The sequence below is a fragment of the Staphylococcus sp. 2S1 genome, from assembly GCF_046721335.1.
Classification (GTDB): Bacteria; Bacillota; Bacilli; order Staphylococcales; family Staphylococcaceae; genus Staphylococcus; species Staphylococcus equorum_A.
In genome coordinates, this window is record NZ_JBEUUJ010000003.1 from 2,076,817 (window position 1) to 2,093,018 (window position 16,202).

Sequence of the window (16,202 nt, forward strand, 5' to 3'; positions counted from 1 at the left end):
TATATAACTTTAATATATGTTAATTATAGTACATAGAAGTGCAATTTTGAAGATATAAGGTTGATACTAATGAATAAGGACAAAAAAAGAAGTACATCAGATGAGAACGAAGAAACAACACAGGCCCCTTTACGAAGGGTGAAAAAGAAGCGGATTAGAAAGCTTCCTTTCATTATTTTAATTATCATTATCCTATTGGCGATAGTGATTGGTTATGCGATTCATGGTTATAATTCAGGTATTGATTATGCTAAAGACCATGGTAAGACACTGAAAGAGCATAAATTTAATGGTGCTCAAAAAAATGACGGTAAGATTACAGTCATGGTGTTAGGTGCAGATAAGGAGCAAGGTGGTATTTCTAGAACAGACTCTATTATGATTGCTCAATATGATTTTGTGCATAAAAAGCTGAAAATGATGTCTGTCATGCGTGATATCTATGCTGATATTCCTGGAAATGGACAGCATAAAATTAACTCTGCATATTCTATAGGCGGTCCAGAATTAATGAGAAAAACGCTGAAGAAAAACTTAGGTGTAGATCCTGAGTATTACGCTATTTTAGACTTTACTGGTTTTGAAAAAATGATTGATGAACTAGAACCTAACGGTGTACCTATAGATGTTGAAAAAGATATGTCGAAAAATATAGGTGTATCACTGAAAGAAGGTCACCATCGATTAAATGGTAAAGAGCTTTTAGGTTATGCTAGATTTAGACATGATGCTGAAGGTGACTTTGGTCGTGTCCGTAGACAACAACAAGTGATGCAAGCACTTAAAGGTGAACTTGCAAGTATCGATACACTTCCTAAATTGCCACGTGTCGCCGGTATTTTAAGAGGTTACTTGAATACGAACATGCCAGACTCTGCAATTATGCAAGCAGGCTTAAACTTTGGTATTCGAGGCGATAAAAATGTTGATTCTCTAACGTTACCTGTCGAAGGAAGTTACCAAGATATTCAAACGTTTGGTGATGGTAGTGCGTTAGAAATCGATAAAGCGAAAAATAAAGAAGAAGTTCAGAAGTTTTTAAACGAATAATATGAAAGAGTGGGACAGAAATCTATTTTTTAACAAGATTTCGTCGCATGAACCTGGCTCGGCAAAGCTGACTATAAATGGAATACAAGAGCTTGATATAAACGCATTTTTAATACAGTTAGCCACTGCCAATCTCAAAAAAGGTAGACAATCATTTTTATGATTGTCTACCTTTTGTTTTATGAGTAAAATCTTTATTGATAGTTTCTTGTGCATGCTTTTCCCGCAGGAGTCAGCACAAGTTACTGCCTTGGTTGTAACAAAGCGCATAGAAAACGAACATTACTAAAAAGTTGGTGTTAACCACAAAACAGACCAAACGCTATGTATTAACGTTTGGTCTGTTTACGTTCTCTATACGTATAAATATAGCATGGTATTATTGGTCGGATTTTCTAACGCCGGCAACACCATAGTGTGATGCTTTCATTTCTTCAATAACAACTTGTATTGCTTCTTTATTAGCACCTGTAGTTTTTTCTACAGCTTGTGTTACCTCAGAGACTAAATCTTTAAGTTGATCATCTGAACGACCTTCTAATAATTTCACATTAACGATTGGCATATGTATTTCCTCCTATAACAATTTGAGCTTATTATATCATGAAAATTCTCAAAATTCTAAAAACAATCAAAATAGAACGTTTGTTCTTATAAGTATTGAATGAGAACACATGTTCGTATATAATAGAATTAATTGAGGGAGGTATTTGATATGTATGATTATAATCTGGTGGAAGAAAGAGATGTATTGTGTATAGACCAAAAGAGCTTTTTTGCAAGTGTGTCTTGTATTCAAAAAGGATTAGACCCATTGAAGGAGAAATTAGCCGTTGTTGCCGATACGAAGAGACAAGGATCAGTTGTTTTAGCCGCCACAGGGCCTTTAAAAGCGCTAGGTATTAAAACCGGGTCGAGACTATTCGAAATACCACATAGAAGCGACATATATATTATTAATCCGAGTATGAGAAAATATTTGGAAGTGTCTGTAGCAATATCAAAAATTGCTTTACGTTATGTAGCGCCGGAAGATCTACATCAATATAGTATCGATGAGTTTTTTATGGATGTTACGGATAGCTATCACCGTTTTAGCACTACGATTCATTCATTTTGTGAAAAGCTGCAATGTGAGATTGAAGAAGAAACAGGAATTAACTGTTCTATTGGTGTTGGCTCAAATATGCTTTTAAGTAAAATTGCAATGGACGTAGAAGCGAAACATTCTTCTAGTTTAATTGCAGAGTGGCGTTACCAAGATGTGCCGAATAAACTTTGGCCTATTCAGCCGTTAAGTGAATTTTGGGGAATTAGTAGGAAAACAGAAGCAAAATTGAATAAACGAGGTATTTTTACTATAGGTGATTTAGCCAATTATCCGTATCAATATTTAAAGAGAGATTTAGGTATAGTGGGGGTAGATTTGCATTTACATGCGAATGGCATAGATCAAAGTAGAGTAAGAGATAAATATGAAGTAATGAATCCATCGATTTGTAAGAGTCAAATACTGATGCGCGATTATCATTATGAAGAAGCTAAGGTTGTCATGCGTGAGTTGATTGAAGATGTTGCTAGTCGTGTTAGGGCAAGAAACCAATTAGCAAAAACGATTCATTTTTCATTTGGTTATAGTGATGAAGGTAGCATTAATAAACAATACACCTTACAGGATCCGACGAATTTGGAAGAGCAAATTTATAAAATCGTTGAACATTTCGCAGATAAATTATGTGATCATACTATGTTATTTAGAACTGTAAGTGTTTCATTAACGAAATTTATAGATGAAAAAGACAGACAGTTAAACTTGTTTATAGATGAATATGAAAGAAAAAGAAATGAAAAATTAGCAAAAACCATTGATGCCTTACATCAAAAATTTGGTCGAGGCATCGTATCTAAAGCCGCATCTTATACTGATGCGGGTACAAAACACGGCCGCTTAGGACTCATGGCAGGTCATAAGATGTAAAAAAGTGCTTAGCATATTAGATAATGAAGTGTTTAAAACTGTTGATAAAATTAGTCGACGTAGACGATTGATTTGTACACGCTTTTCTCAGTCACAGCCTGTAATCTTCGGCTCGTGCTTTTACGCAAGAGTCGGCTCAAATCACTGTCATTATTTAACATGAGTTAGGAATTAATAATGTTAAATATAAAAACAAGCCAAACGTCTTTATTAGTGTTTGGCTTGTTAATAAAATTAGGCTATATAAGTATCGAAATCGCTTAGTGCTTCAGCACCTTTCTTGCGATCTTCTGGGTTTTTAAAACTAATACGTAATGCACCATAAATATCTTCGCGTACTTCTAAAATTCTTAGGTTGCTTATAGAAATATTATGTAAACTCAAGATATTTGTAACTTTGCTTATCATACCCGGTTTATCCGGAATATCCACATATAGATCATACTCAATAGATAGCGCGCCTTGTGATTTAACGGGTAGTTCATCACGATATATTTTAGCATCGTTATAAAAATCATATAAGTCATCAGAGCTATCACGCTCAATGAGAGCAATAACGTCTTCCATTTGAGTTTTCCAGTCATTTAAAATAGTTAAGATTGTGTTTTTATTTTCAATCGTAATGTCTCGCCACATAACAGGGCTACCACTCGCAATTCTTGTGATATCTCTAAAGCCACCAGCTGCAAGTGTTTTTATAAGCGTAGATTCATCAGCATGTTTGGCGTTTAAGTGTACCAAGCTCGAAGCAATGATGTGGGGGACATGACTTACAACACCCGTCACGAAATCATGTTCTTTTGGAGTTATAGAAATAAACTTCGCATCTGTAGTTTTGAGCAAACTTTGAATTTCTTCAAAAGCCGCGTCATTAGCTGATTCATCATGAACGAGTATATAAAATGCATTTTCAAATAAATGTTTTTTAGCATTTAATACACCTGACTTATGACTACCAACCATAGGGTGACCACCAACCAGATGGATATCGTGAGATAAAAGAAGTTGTTCATATTGTTGGATGGTTGACTTTGTACTGCCAGTATCTGTAATAATCACATTCTTTTTCATATGATAGTTTGGTAACTCTTGTAAGTATTTTATCGTTTGTTGTACCGGTGTTGCGTAAATGATGATATCTGCACTTTCAACGCTCGATTTATAATCTGTCGATTGAAAATCAATAATACCTATAGATAAAGCCTTATCTAATTGAGAGGTATCTGCATCATAAGCTGTGATTTCTATATCATCATGATAATATCTTAAATTACTCGCTAGACTTCCGCCAATAAGACCTAAGCCAACGAAAAGTATTTGTTTCATTGTGCGAATCACCTCTATCAAAATTTTCAGAATAGTAACATTGTAAAGCAACAAATGTTATTTCGCAATATGCCTAAACTCTGAAAATGAAGATTTAACTTACTAAGCAAGTTATAATTTTATGAATTGAGATATACTTTGTATGATGAAATGGTATGAGATAATTCAATAAAGATTTATATATGAAAGAATAAAACCGAAATAAAAATCATTTAAATTATACAGGAGTGGTGAAATTGAATATACAAAATATTTTGATTGCTCGGTCAATATGAATCTGCTTTTCAGCAATATTTGTTGTATTTAGAAAAGTATCATTTGCGTTTTCAATCGATTGATATGATTTCAGAAGGTGATATGGAATGGGCGGATGCTTATGTAGGTTTTGCTCCTAGTAAAGCATTTCATCCTTCTAAGGTAAATTGGGTCCATGCATTTAATGCAGGCGTAAATAATTTTTTAGCAATAGATGGTTGGAAGAAATCAAATACGGTATTAACTCGAACTGTGAGTGACTTTGGAGAAAAAATGAGTGAATATTGTTTGAGTTATATATTAAAAGACTTGCAACATCATAAATTATTTCAATCACAACAAAAAGATAAGCTCTGGTCATGCGAAACACCCGTCGCCTTGAAAGATCAAACGATAACGATATTCGGCACTGGTGAAACTGGAAAAGTAATAGCAAAAGTTTTATCGTCATTTGGCACAACTGTATACGGTGTTTCAAGTAGTGGCGAAAACAAAAGGTACTTTAAACAAGTAAATACGTTAGAAACATCCAAACCATTGATTGAACAATCGGATTATATTATTAGTACCTTACCGTTAACACAACAAACTGAAAAACTATTTAATGAACAAATCTTTAGTTATTTAAATAATACTTATTTTATAAATGTTGGTAGAGGACAGGGTGTTGATACAAATCAACTTATAAAGGCACTAGATACTGGAAAAGTGAGACATGCAGTATTAGATGTCTTTGAGTCAGAACCATTACCAAAATCATCAGAGTTATGGCACAGGGAAGATGTTACGATAACACCACATATTTCAGCTTTAACAGATTTAGATGATGCTATTTCATGCTTCTGTAATACATTAGAGTATTTAGAGAGAGATAAAACATTATCAAATCAAGTAGACTTCAGTAGAGGTTATTAAACTGTAATAAAAATATAAGGGTTTTTGCGTTTAGCATCACTGTTATCAAATAGGAATTTCTATTCGGAATCTTACCAATTTTAGAAAATAACAGTTAAACTAAAGATATACATATAAGGAGGGGATAGTATGACAGAATCCATTTTTACGACAATTCAAGCATTAACGAATATTAATAGTCCTTCAGGGCATGCAGAAATGGCAGTTAAATACGTTAAAGATGAAGTTGGAAAGTTAGGTTATACGACTCATATTACTAACAAAGGTGCGTTGATTATTACTGTAGAAGGTGAGAATGATCAAGACCATAAATGTATTACAGCCCATGTGGATACATTAGGTGCAATGGTAAAAGAAATTAAAGAAGATGGCCGTTTAGCATTAGATTTAATTGGTGGCTTTAGTTATAACGCAATAGAAGGGGAATATTGCGAAATTGAAACATCTGCAGGACAAACTTACACAGGCACAATATGTCTACATGAAACAAGCGTACATGTATATCGTAATAATGATAATGAGCCTAGAAACATAGACCATATGGAAGTAAGATTAGATGAAAAGGTGAATACAAAAGCAGATACAGAACAATTAGGTATCGAGGTAGGAGATTTTATAAGTTTTGATCCTAGAACACAAATCACATCTTCGGGTTTTATAAAATCACGTCATTTAGATGACAAAGCAAGTGTTGCCATGATTATAGAGTTTTTAAAAACAGTTAAAAAAGAAAATCTCAAATTACCGCATACGATCCAATTTTACATTTCTAATAATGAAGAAATAGGCTATGGTGCCAATGCTTCAATTTCATCAAATATTGTTGAGTTTATTGCATTCGATATGGGTGCTTTAGGGGATGGTCAAGCTTCAGATGAGTATACAGTTTCTATCTGTGCTAAAGACGCCTCAGGTCCATATCATAAGGCATTACGTGAACAACTTGTCAATTTATGTAAAACAAATAAAATCTCATACAAAGTTGATATTTATCCATATTATAGTTCTGATGCTTCAGCGAGCATTAAAAGCAGGCGCAGATATAAAACATGGCTTATTCGGTGCGGGTATCGAATCATCACATGCATTAGAACGTACGCATATTGATTCATTAAAAGCGACACAAGCATTGTTACATGCTTATTGTTTAGCACCGATTCAATCATAAATATATTGAAACCTAGATTATCTATTTAATTTTGTAATGCTATAAATAAGAGGTGGTGCATTCAATTACGCTAAAAATAGACTATGGGTTTATATTAGGTCTTCGTTTAATGTTTGCAACTAGATTTATCAAATATAGAGTGAATGGTATGAGGAGAACTAAAACACAAATGATAAAAGTAATATTATATCCTGTTTTGGCTATTATATAACCAAATATAATACCTGATAAAATTTCTCCAATTGCACCAGAGGCACCATTCAATGAAAATATCGTAGCCATACTTGTTGTTTTGTTTGCCATTTCTTGATTCAAGATATTGCTGATTAAGGTATTCATAAGATCATCAACGATAGTAACTAATGAAATACTTATTATAGAAACTAACTTTCTTCCTAATATGAGTAATGCTATAAATATCATAGTTACAAATATGATTAAAGCATTGTAAGTTTCAGGTGATTTATTAAAATGAGAATCAAATTTTGAAAATAACTGTAAAACTAATAATAAAATTATTCCACCAAAAGTAGTTATTAAACCAAAAAGCATTTCATTTATCCCTATATATTGAAAATACGGTTGCCAATATCTATCAATTGTATCTATCACAAAGGCAAAGAAAAAACTGGCTATAATGATATTAAAGGCTCTTCTATTGTTAATCATAACGATTGTTGCATCTTTTATAATTGATAGTATAGGGTATTGCTGTTGTTTATGCTTTTTAGTAGGAAGTTTGTCATTTTTAATACAGATAATTAAATAAAGTACCAATATTATAGAGATAGTTCCAGCCTAAGATAAAAGGTAAGTAATTATTAATTTTATAGAAAAAGCCTGATAATGGAGATATCACTATTATAGACAAGATAAAAATTTTTGTGCTATTAAACATATATTTAGAAAAGTTAATTTCTCCCACAGAATAGCTGAGCCATGATTCGAAAGTTCCAGAAAACATAGTTTCAGATAGAGTCCAAGTCAATAGTATAATTATTAGAATTAATATATTTGACGAAAACGGAAAAAATAACCAAGTTAATGAAAGACAAGTGCATGAAATAATTAAATTGAATCTCACACCAAATTTATCTGCAATTGCACCTGAAGGTATTTCAAAAAGAAATTTCATGATTTCAAAAATTGTTCCTATAATCCCAATAAAAAACAAATTATAACCACAGTTAAATAGGAATAGTATCCAAATAGGAGCATAAAATCCTATAATAATTCCCCGTAAAAGTGAGATTATATAAAATGAGCTCATTAGAAATTATACAACTCCTTTATGTATGTAGCATTTTTCTTTTTATTACTAAACATTTTTTATAATAATTCAGCATTATTAATCGTTATTTTTCATTATATTGACGACTTTTTTATTACATAAGCTTTTCTTATACCACTAGGACGTACTAAATATTAATCAAATATCAATGTTTTATTGAACAATGAAACCTAATTATGGTGTAAAACTATAACGCTATCGTACGTCTACCTGTAAATATCATCATTATTAAGATTAAAAGAGAATTTAGATTTAATATTAGAAAGCTAGGCTTCTTCAAAGCGTCCTTGATATTCTTTCTTAGTACATTTAATAATTTATGACTTCTCTGTCTTCTATACTTATTCTAAGGACAAAGATTTAGGTGCTTCGTTAGTGACTTCGTAACTATTACTTTCTAGTTTTTGTATATGTATCTAATACTTCGAAATTATAAAGTGATGTATCGAACACTATAATTATATTATATTTAAAACGTAAAATTTATGTCAATATATTATAATGCATTGAAAATTAGATGATATGTGCATAACTACTAAAATAAATAATTTCGCTTGTTTAGCAACTTCAATTTAATTTTGCAATTTTACTATATACGATGTTATAATATATTTAACAAGAGTTTCGTGCATTGAATGAACCAAAAAACCCCCTCGCTACCACTAATAGCGAGGGGGTTTTTTGGTGTGGTTAATGTCGCCTTTTACTTGTCATTACGATTACGTAACCAATACGCAAATAAGGTAACGATGCAACCACTAATTACTGTGACAGTGGTATGAACAAGAGCCTCGATCATTAATATGCACCTGCTCTCTACGTCATATTGACGCCTGAGAGATAGACGACACTATAATTATATTCTATTCTATTTTTGTTGATTAAGCATCGGATTCATAGATAATAAACCATTGATTTTCATATAAAATATCACAAAATAGTAATGGAAATTTAGCAGATTACATGTACAAAGATGATAAGTTATGATAAAAATAAGCGTGAATATTATCTTTATTTTCTAAGTAAGGGGGATATCTAATGAAAAAAACACTAGGCTTAAACCTTTTGTTTTTAATATTATTCATCATTTTTGCTTTAGCATTTTTCACTAACTTTTTTGGTAGTCTGACGATATATGTCATTATTATCGTCCCTGTTTTAATGCTAGTCATTGGCGGCTATGTATTCAAAACCAACTTCAACAAGTATAACCAAAATGATTTCAACAATAATCATCGTTTAAAGTAAAATAGTAATTAATATAAATTCAAATGTTGACAAATTGAAAATATCCTTGTAGCATACTAGGTAATTACTTTTCGCAACTTAGGTTGCCATTTGAAAGATGACGTAGCATATATGACATGTAGTAAGAAGAAAGCTAATGGGTGATGGAAATTAGCACTGCATATAATGTGAATTGGGCTTTTAGATGTAATTAAAAATTATAATATTTAAAGTGAACAAATAATTTGTTAACTAAGGTGGCACCACGGTAACGCGTCCTTACAGATATGCGTTAGTGTGGTGTTTTTTATATACCAAAAAATAAGAAAGCAAAATGAAGTAAGTGATGTAAAGGTAGCAAGCAGAAAGTTAGTGGTTGATGGAAACTAACACCTACATATACTGAAATTGGGTTTTGTTGGATAACAAATGAATAAATCAATGAGAGAGTAGATTAAAGCAAGTATATCTACTAATTTAGGTGGTACCGCGCGTCAGCGTCCTTAACAATGTTTAAGGATGCTGATTTTTTTATGAGGAGGAAAATAAAATGAAAGTGCAATATCAAAGATTAAATGCAGAGGTAACACCAGAAGCGTTAGCAAGATTGAAAGAAAATAAAATCGTATTAGAGAGTTCAGAACAATCGAAACTAAAAGGGCGTTATTCTATAGTGATTTTCGATACTTACGGTTCAATCACGTTGGATAATGAAACAATGACAGTATGTACACCAGAAGAAAACAGAGTAGAACATGAGCAACCTTATAAAAAAATGAAAGATTTAATTGATCAATATAAAGCAGAAATTGAAGACGAAGCATTAGCGTTATTACCTTTTATTTCTGGTTTTGTAGGATCATGTAGTTTTGATTTAGTAAGACATGAATTCCCAGTACTAAAACAAATCAATCTTGAAGATCATCCGCAACATGATGCTAAGTTTCATATGGTTGAAGATGCATATATATTTGATCATTACAAAGAGCATTTATACGTTATTGCAACGAACTTGTTTTCAAAAGAAAATGATGAACAATTAAAAGCGCGCGTAGCTAAACGTGTAGAAGAATTAAAACAAATTACGATTTATCCATCTGAGCTTGAACATACAGCTACAGAAAAAGAGATTAAATCAAATATTGCACCAGAACAATTTATTAATACAATTAGTAAAATGAAGTCACTCATTCAACAAGGTGATATGTTTCAAGTTGTACCATCTATCGTTTATAGTTACGAACATCACTTTGGTCAACAATTACAAGCTATGTCTTATCAACTTTACCAAAATTTAAAACGTCAAAATCCAAGTCCATATATGTATTACTTGAATATGGATCAGCCGATTGTCGTAGGGAGTTCACCGGAAAGTTTTGTAAAAGTAAAAGGGCAAACCGTAGTGACTAATCCAATTGCCGGAACGATAAAAAGAGGCGCTACTGAAGAAGAAGACCAAGTAAACGAAGCCAGTTTAAAAAACGATGAAAAAGAATTAAGCGAACACAGTATGCTTGTTGATTTGGGTAGAAATGATATCCATCGTGTAAGTGAAACAGGGACTTCGGTAATTGGTAAATTAATGACAATTGAACGTTACGAACATGTGATGCATATTGTCAGTGAAGTTACTGGAAAGCTTAAAGACAATTATTCACCAATGACAGTGATTGCGAGTTTATTACCTACAGGTACTGTATCAGGCGCACCTAAGCTAAGAGCGATTCAACGTATCTATGAAGTGCAACCACAAAAACGTGGCGTATACAGTGGCGGTATTGGTTATATCAATTGTAACCACGACTTAGATTTCGCATTAGCGATTCGTACAATGATGATTGATGACACGCACATTAACGTAGAAGCAGGTTGTGGTGTTGTGTATGATTCAATTCCAGAAAAAGAACTTGAAGAGACAAAATTAAAAGCTAAAAGCTTATTGGAGGTGTCACCATGATACTTATAGTTGATAATTATGATTCATTTACTTATAACTTAGTAGATATGATTGCACAGAAAGAAGCAGTGATAGTTAAATATCCGGATGACCCATCTATATATAATATGGATATTGACGGTGTTATTATTTCACCTGGTCCAGGTCATCCATTAGATACAGATGATTTGATGCAAATCATTGATCATTATAAAAATAAACCGATTTTAGGCGTTTGCTTAGGGTCGCAAGCATTGACTTGTTATCATGGCGGCGATGTCATCCAATGTGATTATATAAAACATGGTAAAAAAGACCAAATGCGTATCACAAAAGAAACTTTGTTATACACTGATATTCCAGAATATTCAGAAATTATGCGATACCATTCATTGATGAGTAATCCTCAAACATTACCTGAAACATTAACAATAACGGCACAAACAGAAGATTGCATACAGTCATTTGAACACACACAATTGTTACATTATGGGATTCAATATCATCCCGAGTCATTTGCTACGGCACATGGTAAACAAATCATTAATAACTTTTTAAACATAATGAAGGAGGTAACAGAAGATGGAGCTACAAACACAGTTAAAACAATATAAACCACTTAATCAAGCACAAATGAATGAATTTATAGAATTACTTATTTCTAAAAATTTAGAAGACAGCGTAAAAATTGAGTTACTCGAAACGTTTTCTGAAAAAGAAACTACGCAAGAGGAGTTAACTTATATATCAAATAGTTTAATTCATTCTATGTATCGTGAACAACCGTACTATCCTAATGCTATGTGTGTTTGTGGCACGGGTGGAGATAAATCAAATAGTTTTAATATCTCTACAACCGTATCTTTTGTTATCGCTAGTGCAAGTGTACCCGTAATTAAGCATGGTAATAAGAGTGTCACTTCATCATCTGGAAGCACGGATTTGTTAAATGCAATGGCTATCAAATCAAGCACTGTTGAAGATACACCAAAACAATTAGACGATAATGGATTGGTCTTTTTAAATGCTACTGAAACATATCCGATAATGAAAAATATTCAACCTATCAGAAAAGGTATCAGCAATCCAACAATATTTAATATTACTGGTCCAATCATTAACCCTTTTAAATTGGATTATCAAGTCATGGGTGTTTACGAAACATCAAAATTAGAAAAAATTGCACAAACCTTAGCAGATTTAGGACGTAAAAAAGCAATCGTTGTATACGGTGCAAATGGTATGGATGAAGCTACATTATCTGGCGACAATATTATTTATGAAGTAACAGCAAATGAAGAAATTAAACACTATACGCTGAATGCAACAGATGTAGGCTTAGATTATGCGCCAAACGAAGCACTTGTTGGAGGTACACCACAAGACAACTTAGAAATCACGAAACATATATTAAATGGAACAGATCGTAGTGCTAAGAGAGATGTTGTTATCTTGAACGCAGGCATCGCACTCTATGTAGCAGAAAAAGCTGAAACAATAGAAGCTGGTGTGAAAGCAACACAAGCATTAATAGAAAGTGGCAAAGCTTTAACGCAATATAATAAAATGGGAGGCAAAACGTATGACTATATTGGATGAGATTGTAACATATAAAAGAGGTTTACTAGAGCAGGGCTATTATGAAGATAAATTATCAACACTAGAAGCAGTGGATATTTCACATAAAAAAACATTCCAATCACATTTAGATGATTCAAATCAACTTGGAGTGATTGCTGAAATTAAATCTAAAAGTCCAACGCTTGATGGATTACCAAGCAAGAGACTTAGCGCAACAAGTGAAAGATTACGAAGCTCATGGTGCGAATGCAGTTTCTATATTAACGGATGAGCACTATTTTGGTGGTAGCTACGAACGTTTACAAGCATTAACAACAGAAACATCATTACCAGTATTGTGTAAAGATTTTGTAGTAGATCCGATTCAAATTGATGTTGCTAAAAAAGCGGGCGCTTCGATAATATTACTTATCGTTAACGTTTTGACCGATCCAGAATTAAGAGAATTATATAAATACGCTACATCGCAAAATTTAGAAGTGCTCGTAGAAGTTCATGATAAAGAAGAATTAGCACGTGCCTATAAACTAGACCCAAAAATTATTGGTGTGAATAATAGAGACTTGAAGCGTTTCATTACAAATGTCTTGCATACAAATGAGATTTTAGAAGATAAAAAACCGGATTATTACTATATTTCAGAAAGTGGTATCAAAGATGAGCAAGATGTTCAAAATATCGTTGATTCGGGTATAGATGGTTTATTAATTGGTGAATCATTAATGAAATGTGATGACTTAAGTCAATTCTTACCAGGTCTAAAATTAGACAAGGTGCAACGATGAAGTTAAAGTTTTGTGGCTTTCGCACATTAGCCGATGTAAACAAAGCAAAAGACTTAAATATTGATGCGATGGGGTTTATTCATTTTCCAAAGAGTAAAAGATATGTAGATATTCCAACCATTAAACAATTGACTGAAGTTATACCTGATGATAAAGAAAAAGTAGTCATCGTTGTTAATCCAGGTTATGACACGATTACCAATTTGATAACGCAAACGCAGATTTCAACAATTCAACTCCATGGAAATGAACCGTTAGAAACTGTACATTTTATTAAGAAAAGTAATCCGAACATTAAAGTTATCAAAGCCTTACCCGCAACAGACCAACAAACATTAACGACAGCTATTGATTATTATAAAGATAATGTAGATATGTTTATTATTGATACACCATCGAAGTCTTATGGTGGTACAGGTAAAGTATATGATTGGGAAATGTTAAAAACAATCAACGATGTTAACTATTTAATCGCGGGCGGTATGAACTACGACAATATACGAGCTGTAGCATCTTTAGATTTAGCACATCAAGGCTATGATATCGCTAGTGGTATAGAAACAAATAATGAAAAAGATACGGAAAAAATGGCAGCAATTATTAAACTCGTAAAAGGAGCAAATGAATTATGAATAAAAACATACAAACAGAAGCAGATGAATTTGGTTTCTTCGGTGCTTATGGTGGTCAATACGTACCAGAAACGTTAATGCCAGCAATTCAAGAATTGAAACAAGCTTATCAAGAAGCCAAAGCAGACCCTAAATTTCAAGAAGAATTAGATGGTTACCTTAAAGACTATGTTGGTCGTGAAACACCATTGACATATGCTGATTCATATACAGAAGCCCTTGGTGGCGCCAAAATTTATTTAAAACGTGAAGATTTAAATCACACTGGTGCGCATAAAATAAACAATGCATTAGGCCAAGCACTATTAGCCAAAAGAATGGGTAAAAATAAACTTGTTGCTGAAACAGGCGCGGGTCAACATGGTGTTGCGAGTGCGACGGTTGCCGCATTATTTGATATGGAACTCGTAGTATTTATGGGTGAAGAAGACATTAAAAGACAATCTTTAAACGTATTTAGAATGGAATTGTTAGGTGCGAAAGTTGAATCTGTAACTGAAGGCCAAGGAACGTTATCAGACGCGGTTAATAAAGCATTACAATACTGGGTAAGTCATGTAGATGATACGCATTATTTATTAGGTTCAGCTTTAGGACCAGATCCATTTCCAACTATTGTAAGAGATTTACAAAAAATCATCGGTACAGAAATTAAAGCGCAAATTCAAGAAAAAGAAGGGCGTTTACCAGATGCAGTTGTAGCTTGTGTTGGTGGTGGGTCTAATGCCATTGGTACATTCTACCCATTCGTTCAAGATGACGTGAAATTATATGGCGTAGAAGCTGCAGGTGAAGGTTATGATACGGATAGACATGCACTAGCGATTAACAAAGGTAAAGAAGGCGTATTGCACGGTACTAAAATGTATCTTATTCAAGATGAAAATGGTCAAATTCAACAAGCACATTCTATATCTGCAGGTTTAGATTATCCTGGTGTTGGACCAGAACATTCGTATTATCACGATATAGGTAGAGTGAAGTTCGCCACTGCAAGTGATAAACAAGCGATGGATGCTTTAGTTAGATTTACAAAAGCTGAAGGTATTATTCCAGCTATTGAAAGTGCACACGCATTAAGCTATGTAGAAACGTTAGCACCAACGATGGGCAAAGATGAAATTCTTGTTGTTACAGTTTCAGGACGTGGCGATAAAGATATGGAAACAATTAGAAATTATATGAAAGAAGACGGTGATTCTAATGCGTAAACTATTCATTCCATATATTATGGGTAATAAATCTTTTATTGAAAATCTTAAGACCGTCAGTGATGCAGGTGCTGATATTGTTGAAGTAGGTGTACCATTTTCAGACCCAGTGGCTGATGGACCAGTCATTATGGACGCTGGTAGCAAAGCCATAAAAGAGGGCGTCAATATTCAGTATATTTTAGATCAACTAACTGAACATCGTGATTCAATATCAAGTAAATATGTATTAATGACTTATTATAATATTATTAATTTTTACGGAGAAGATGCATTTTTTAAAGCTTGTGAAAAAGCAGGTGTCTACGGTTTAATCATTCCTGATTTGCCACATGAACTAGTGCAACAATTAAAAGAACGCCATCCTGACAGAAAAGTGAATATTATTTCACTCATCGCTATGACGACGTCTGAAGAACGTAGTAATCAAATCGCTCAAGATGCGGAAGGATTTATTTATACAGTAACAATGAATGCGACAACAGGGGAAAATGGTAAGTTCCATCCTGAACTTAAAGATAGAATTAAGCATATAAAATCAATTTCTAATGTGCCTGTCGTTGCAGGTTTTGGTATTCGTACACCAGAACATGTGTCAGATATCATAGAAGCTTCAGATGGTGTCGTTATAGGTAGTGAAATTGTTAAACGATTAGAGAAAGATCCAAAAGCAGACACAGTGAGTTATTTTAATTCAATTAGAAATGCACTCGATAGAAAAAGTGAATAAAGCATTGTGTGTGTAAGAGGTTAGAATTATGGGTACGCTATTAAGAGAGAATATATTTTTGAGGTGCATAGCATGCAATTTCAATGAATTAAATATAGCTATTCTCTTATTTTTAAA

Annotated in this window: 14 protein-coding genes and 2 pseudogenes; 12 read left to right on the forward strand and 4 right to left on the reverse strand. The window is 33.0% G+C overall.

What is annotated here, in order from left to right:
* Positions 1-69: 69 nt before the first annotated feature.
* Positions 70-1,050: an LCP family protein gene (locus tag ABLV90_RS10900; protein ID WP_277579774.1), complete on the forward strand. Its 981-nt coding sequence runs from the start codon at positions 70-72 to the stop codon at positions 1,048-1,050.
* A 379-nt stretch (positions 1,051-1,429) separates the two neighbouring features.
* On the opposite strand, the gene ABLV90_RS10905 is transcribed toward ABLV90_RS10900, so the two are convergent.
* Positions 1,430-1,615 carry a 2-hydroxymuconate tautomerase gene (locus tag ABLV90_RS10905; RefSeq protein WP_002507674.1) on the reverse strand — a complete coding sequence of 62 codons (186 nt, stop codon included), beginning with the start codon at positions 1,613-1,615 and terminating at the stop codon, positions 1,430-1,432.
* Positions 1,616-1,765: 150 nt separating this feature from the next.
* Here ABLV90_RS10905 and ABLV90_RS10910 point away from each other — a divergent pair, with 150 nt between their 5' ends.
* A complete protein-coding gene (locus ABLV90_RS10910) occupies positions 1,766-3,028 on the forward strand; it encodes a Y-family DNA polymerase (RefSeq protein ID WP_427704501.1) in 1,263 nt (420 codons plus the stop codon).
* A 234-nt stretch (positions 3,029-3,262) separates the two neighbouring features.
* Here the strand turns inward: ABLV90_RS10910 and ABLV90_RS10915 are convergent, their stop codons facing one another.
* Positions 3,263-4,354 (reverse strand): prephenate dehydrogenase, encoded by a 1,092-nt coding sequence (locus ABLV90_RS10915; RefSeq protein ID WP_069815710.1) that lies wholly within the window; start codon positions 4,352-4,354, stop codon positions 3,263-3,265.
* Between the two features lie 258 nt (positions 4,355-4,612).
* On the opposite strand from ABLV90_RS10915, the gene ABLV90_RS10920 reads away from it, so the two are divergent.
* The gene (locus tag ABLV90_RS10920; RefSeq protein ID WP_460872630.1) at positions 4,613-5,524 is read left to right on the forward strand and encodes a D-2-hydroxyacid dehydrogenase; all 912 of its coding nucleotides are present in this window, start codon (positions 4,613-4,615) and stop codon (positions 5,522-5,524) included.
* A 129-nt stretch (positions 5,525-5,653) separates the two neighbouring features.
* Positions 5,654-6,692, forward strand: a pseudogene (locus tag ABLV90_RS10925) (M42 family metallopeptidase).
* A gap of 81 nt (positions 6,693-6,773) precedes the next feature.
* On the opposite strand, the gene ABLV90_RS10930 reads toward ABLV90_RS10925, so the two are convergent.
* Positions 6,774-7,469 carry a hypothetical protein gene (locus tag ABLV90_RS10930; protein ID WP_460872631.1) on the reverse strand — a complete coding sequence of 232 codons (696 nt, stop codon included), beginning with the start codon at positions 7,467-7,469 and terminating at the stop codon, positions 6,774-6,776.
* A gap of 1,217 nt (positions 7,470-8,686) precedes the next feature.
* A complete protein-coding gene (locus ABLV90_RS10935) occupies positions 8,687-8,782 on the reverse strand; it encodes a type I toxin-antitoxin system Fst family toxin (RefSeq protein WP_002512389.1) in 96 nt (31 codons plus the stop codon).
* 239 nt (positions 8,783-9,021) lie between these two features.
* On the opposite strand from ABLV90_RS10935, the gene ABLV90_RS10940 reads away from it, so the two are divergent.
* The 8 genes and pseudogenes from ABLV90_RS10940 to trpA all read left to right on the forward strand — a co-directional run bounded on the left by ABLV90_RS10940 (position 9,022) and on the right by trpA (position 16,085).
* Complete coding sequence (locus ABLV90_RS10940) at positions 9,022-9,231, forward strand: hypothetical protein (RefSeq protein WP_427704495.1); 210 nt, start codon at positions 9,022-9,024, stop codon at positions 9,229-9,231.
* Positions 9,232-9,760: 529 nt separating this feature from the next.
* A complete protein-coding gene (locus ABLV90_RS10945; protein WP_427704493.1) occupies positions 9,761-11,167 on the forward strand; it encodes an anthranilate synthase component I in 1,407 nt (468 codons plus the stop codon).
* Positions 11,164-11,760: an anthranilate synthase component II gene (locus ABLV90_RS10950; RefSeq protein WP_427704492.1), complete on the forward strand. Its 597-nt coding sequence runs from the start codon at positions 11,164-11,166 to the stop codon at positions 11,758-11,760. Before ABLV90_RS10945 ends, ABLV90_RS10950 begins: the two co-directional genes overlap by 4 nt.
* Entirely contained in the window at positions 11,729-12,745 is a 1,017-nt protein-coding gene (gene trpD / locus ABLV90_RS10955; protein ID WP_460872632.1) for an anthranilate phosphoribosyltransferase, read from the forward strand. The genes ABLV90_RS10950 and trpD overlap by 32 nt, the downstream gene beginning before the upstream one ends.
* A pseudogene (gene trpC, locus ABLV90_RS10960) lies at positions 12,729-13,512 on the forward strand (indole-3-glycerol phosphate synthase TrpC). The gene trpD and the pseudogene trpC overlap by 17 nt, the downstream one beginning before the upstream one ends.
* Positions 13,509-14,144 carry a phosphoribosylanthranilate isomerase gene (locus ABLV90_RS10965; RefSeq protein ID WP_427704488.1) on the forward strand — a complete coding sequence of 212 codons (636 nt, stop codon included), beginning with the start codon at positions 13,509-13,511 and terminating at the stop codon, positions 14,142-14,144. The pseudogene trpC and the gene ABLV90_RS10965 overlap by 4 nt, the downstream one beginning before the upstream one ends.
* A complete protein-coding gene (gene trpB, locus ABLV90_RS10970) occupies positions 14,141-15,355 on the forward strand; it encodes a tryptophan synthase subunit beta (protein WP_427704486.1) in 1,215 nt (404 codons plus the stop codon). The genes ABLV90_RS10965 and trpB overlap by 4 nt, the downstream gene beginning before the upstream one ends.
* Complete coding sequence (gene trpA / locus ABLV90_RS10975) at positions 15,348-16,085, forward strand: tryptophan synthase subunit alpha (RefSeq protein ID WP_427704485.1); 738 nt, start codon at positions 15,348-15,350, stop codon at positions 16,083-16,085. The genes trpB and trpA overlap by 8 nt, the downstream gene beginning before the upstream one ends.
* The last annotated feature ends 117 nt before the right edge of the window (positions 16,086-16,202 follow it).

Excerpts from the sequence above, each read along its gene's own strand:
- ABLV90_RS10950 (WP_427704492.1), top strand. The coding sequence starts at position 11,164 with ATGATACTTATAGTTGATAATTATGATTCATTTACTTATAACTTAGTA.
- ABLV90_RS10910 (WP_427704501.1), top strand. The coding sequence starts at position 1,766 with ATGTATGATTATAATCTGGTGGAAGAAAGAGATGTATTGTGTATAGAC.
- trpD (WP_460872632.1), top strand. The coding sequence starts at position 11,729 with ATGGAGCTACAAACACAGTTAAAACAATATAAACCACTTAATCAAGCA.
- ABLV90_RS10900 (WP_277579774.1), top strand. The coding sequence starts at position 70 with ATGAATAAGGACAAAAAAAGAAGTACATCAGATGAGAACGAAGAAACA.
- ABLV90_RS10935 (WP_002512389.1), bottom strand. The coding sequence starts at position 8,782 with ATGATCGAGGCTCTTGTTCATACCACTGTCACAGTAATTAGTGGTTGC.
- ABLV90_RS10940 (WP_427704495.1), top strand. The coding sequence starts at position 9,022 with ATGAAAAAAACACTAGGCTTAAACCTTTTGTTTTTAATATTATTCATC.
- trpB (WP_427704486.1), top strand. The coding sequence starts at position 14,141 with ATGAATAAAAACATACAAACAGAAGCAGATGAATTTGGTTTCTTCGGT.
- ABLV90_RS10915 (WP_069815710.1), bottom strand. The coding sequence starts at position 4,354 with ATGAAACAAATACTTTTCGTTGGCTTAGGTCTTATTGGCGGAAGTCTA.
- ABLV90_RS10945 (WP_427704493.1), top strand. The coding sequence starts at position 9,761 with ATGAAAGTGCAATATCAAAGATTAAATGCAGAGGTAACACCAGAAGCG.
- ABLV90_RS10905 (WP_002507674.1), bottom strand. The coding sequence starts at position 1,615 with ATGCCAATCGTTAATGTGAAATTATTAGAAGGTCGTTCAGATGATCAA.
- ABLV90_RS10965 (WP_427704488.1), top strand. The coding sequence starts at position 13,509 with ATGAAGTTAAAGTTTTGTGGCTTTCGCACATTAGCCGATGTAAACAAA.
- trpA (WP_427704485.1), top strand. The coding sequence starts at position 15,348 with ATGCGTAAACTATTCATTCCATATATTATGGGTAATAAATCTTTTATT.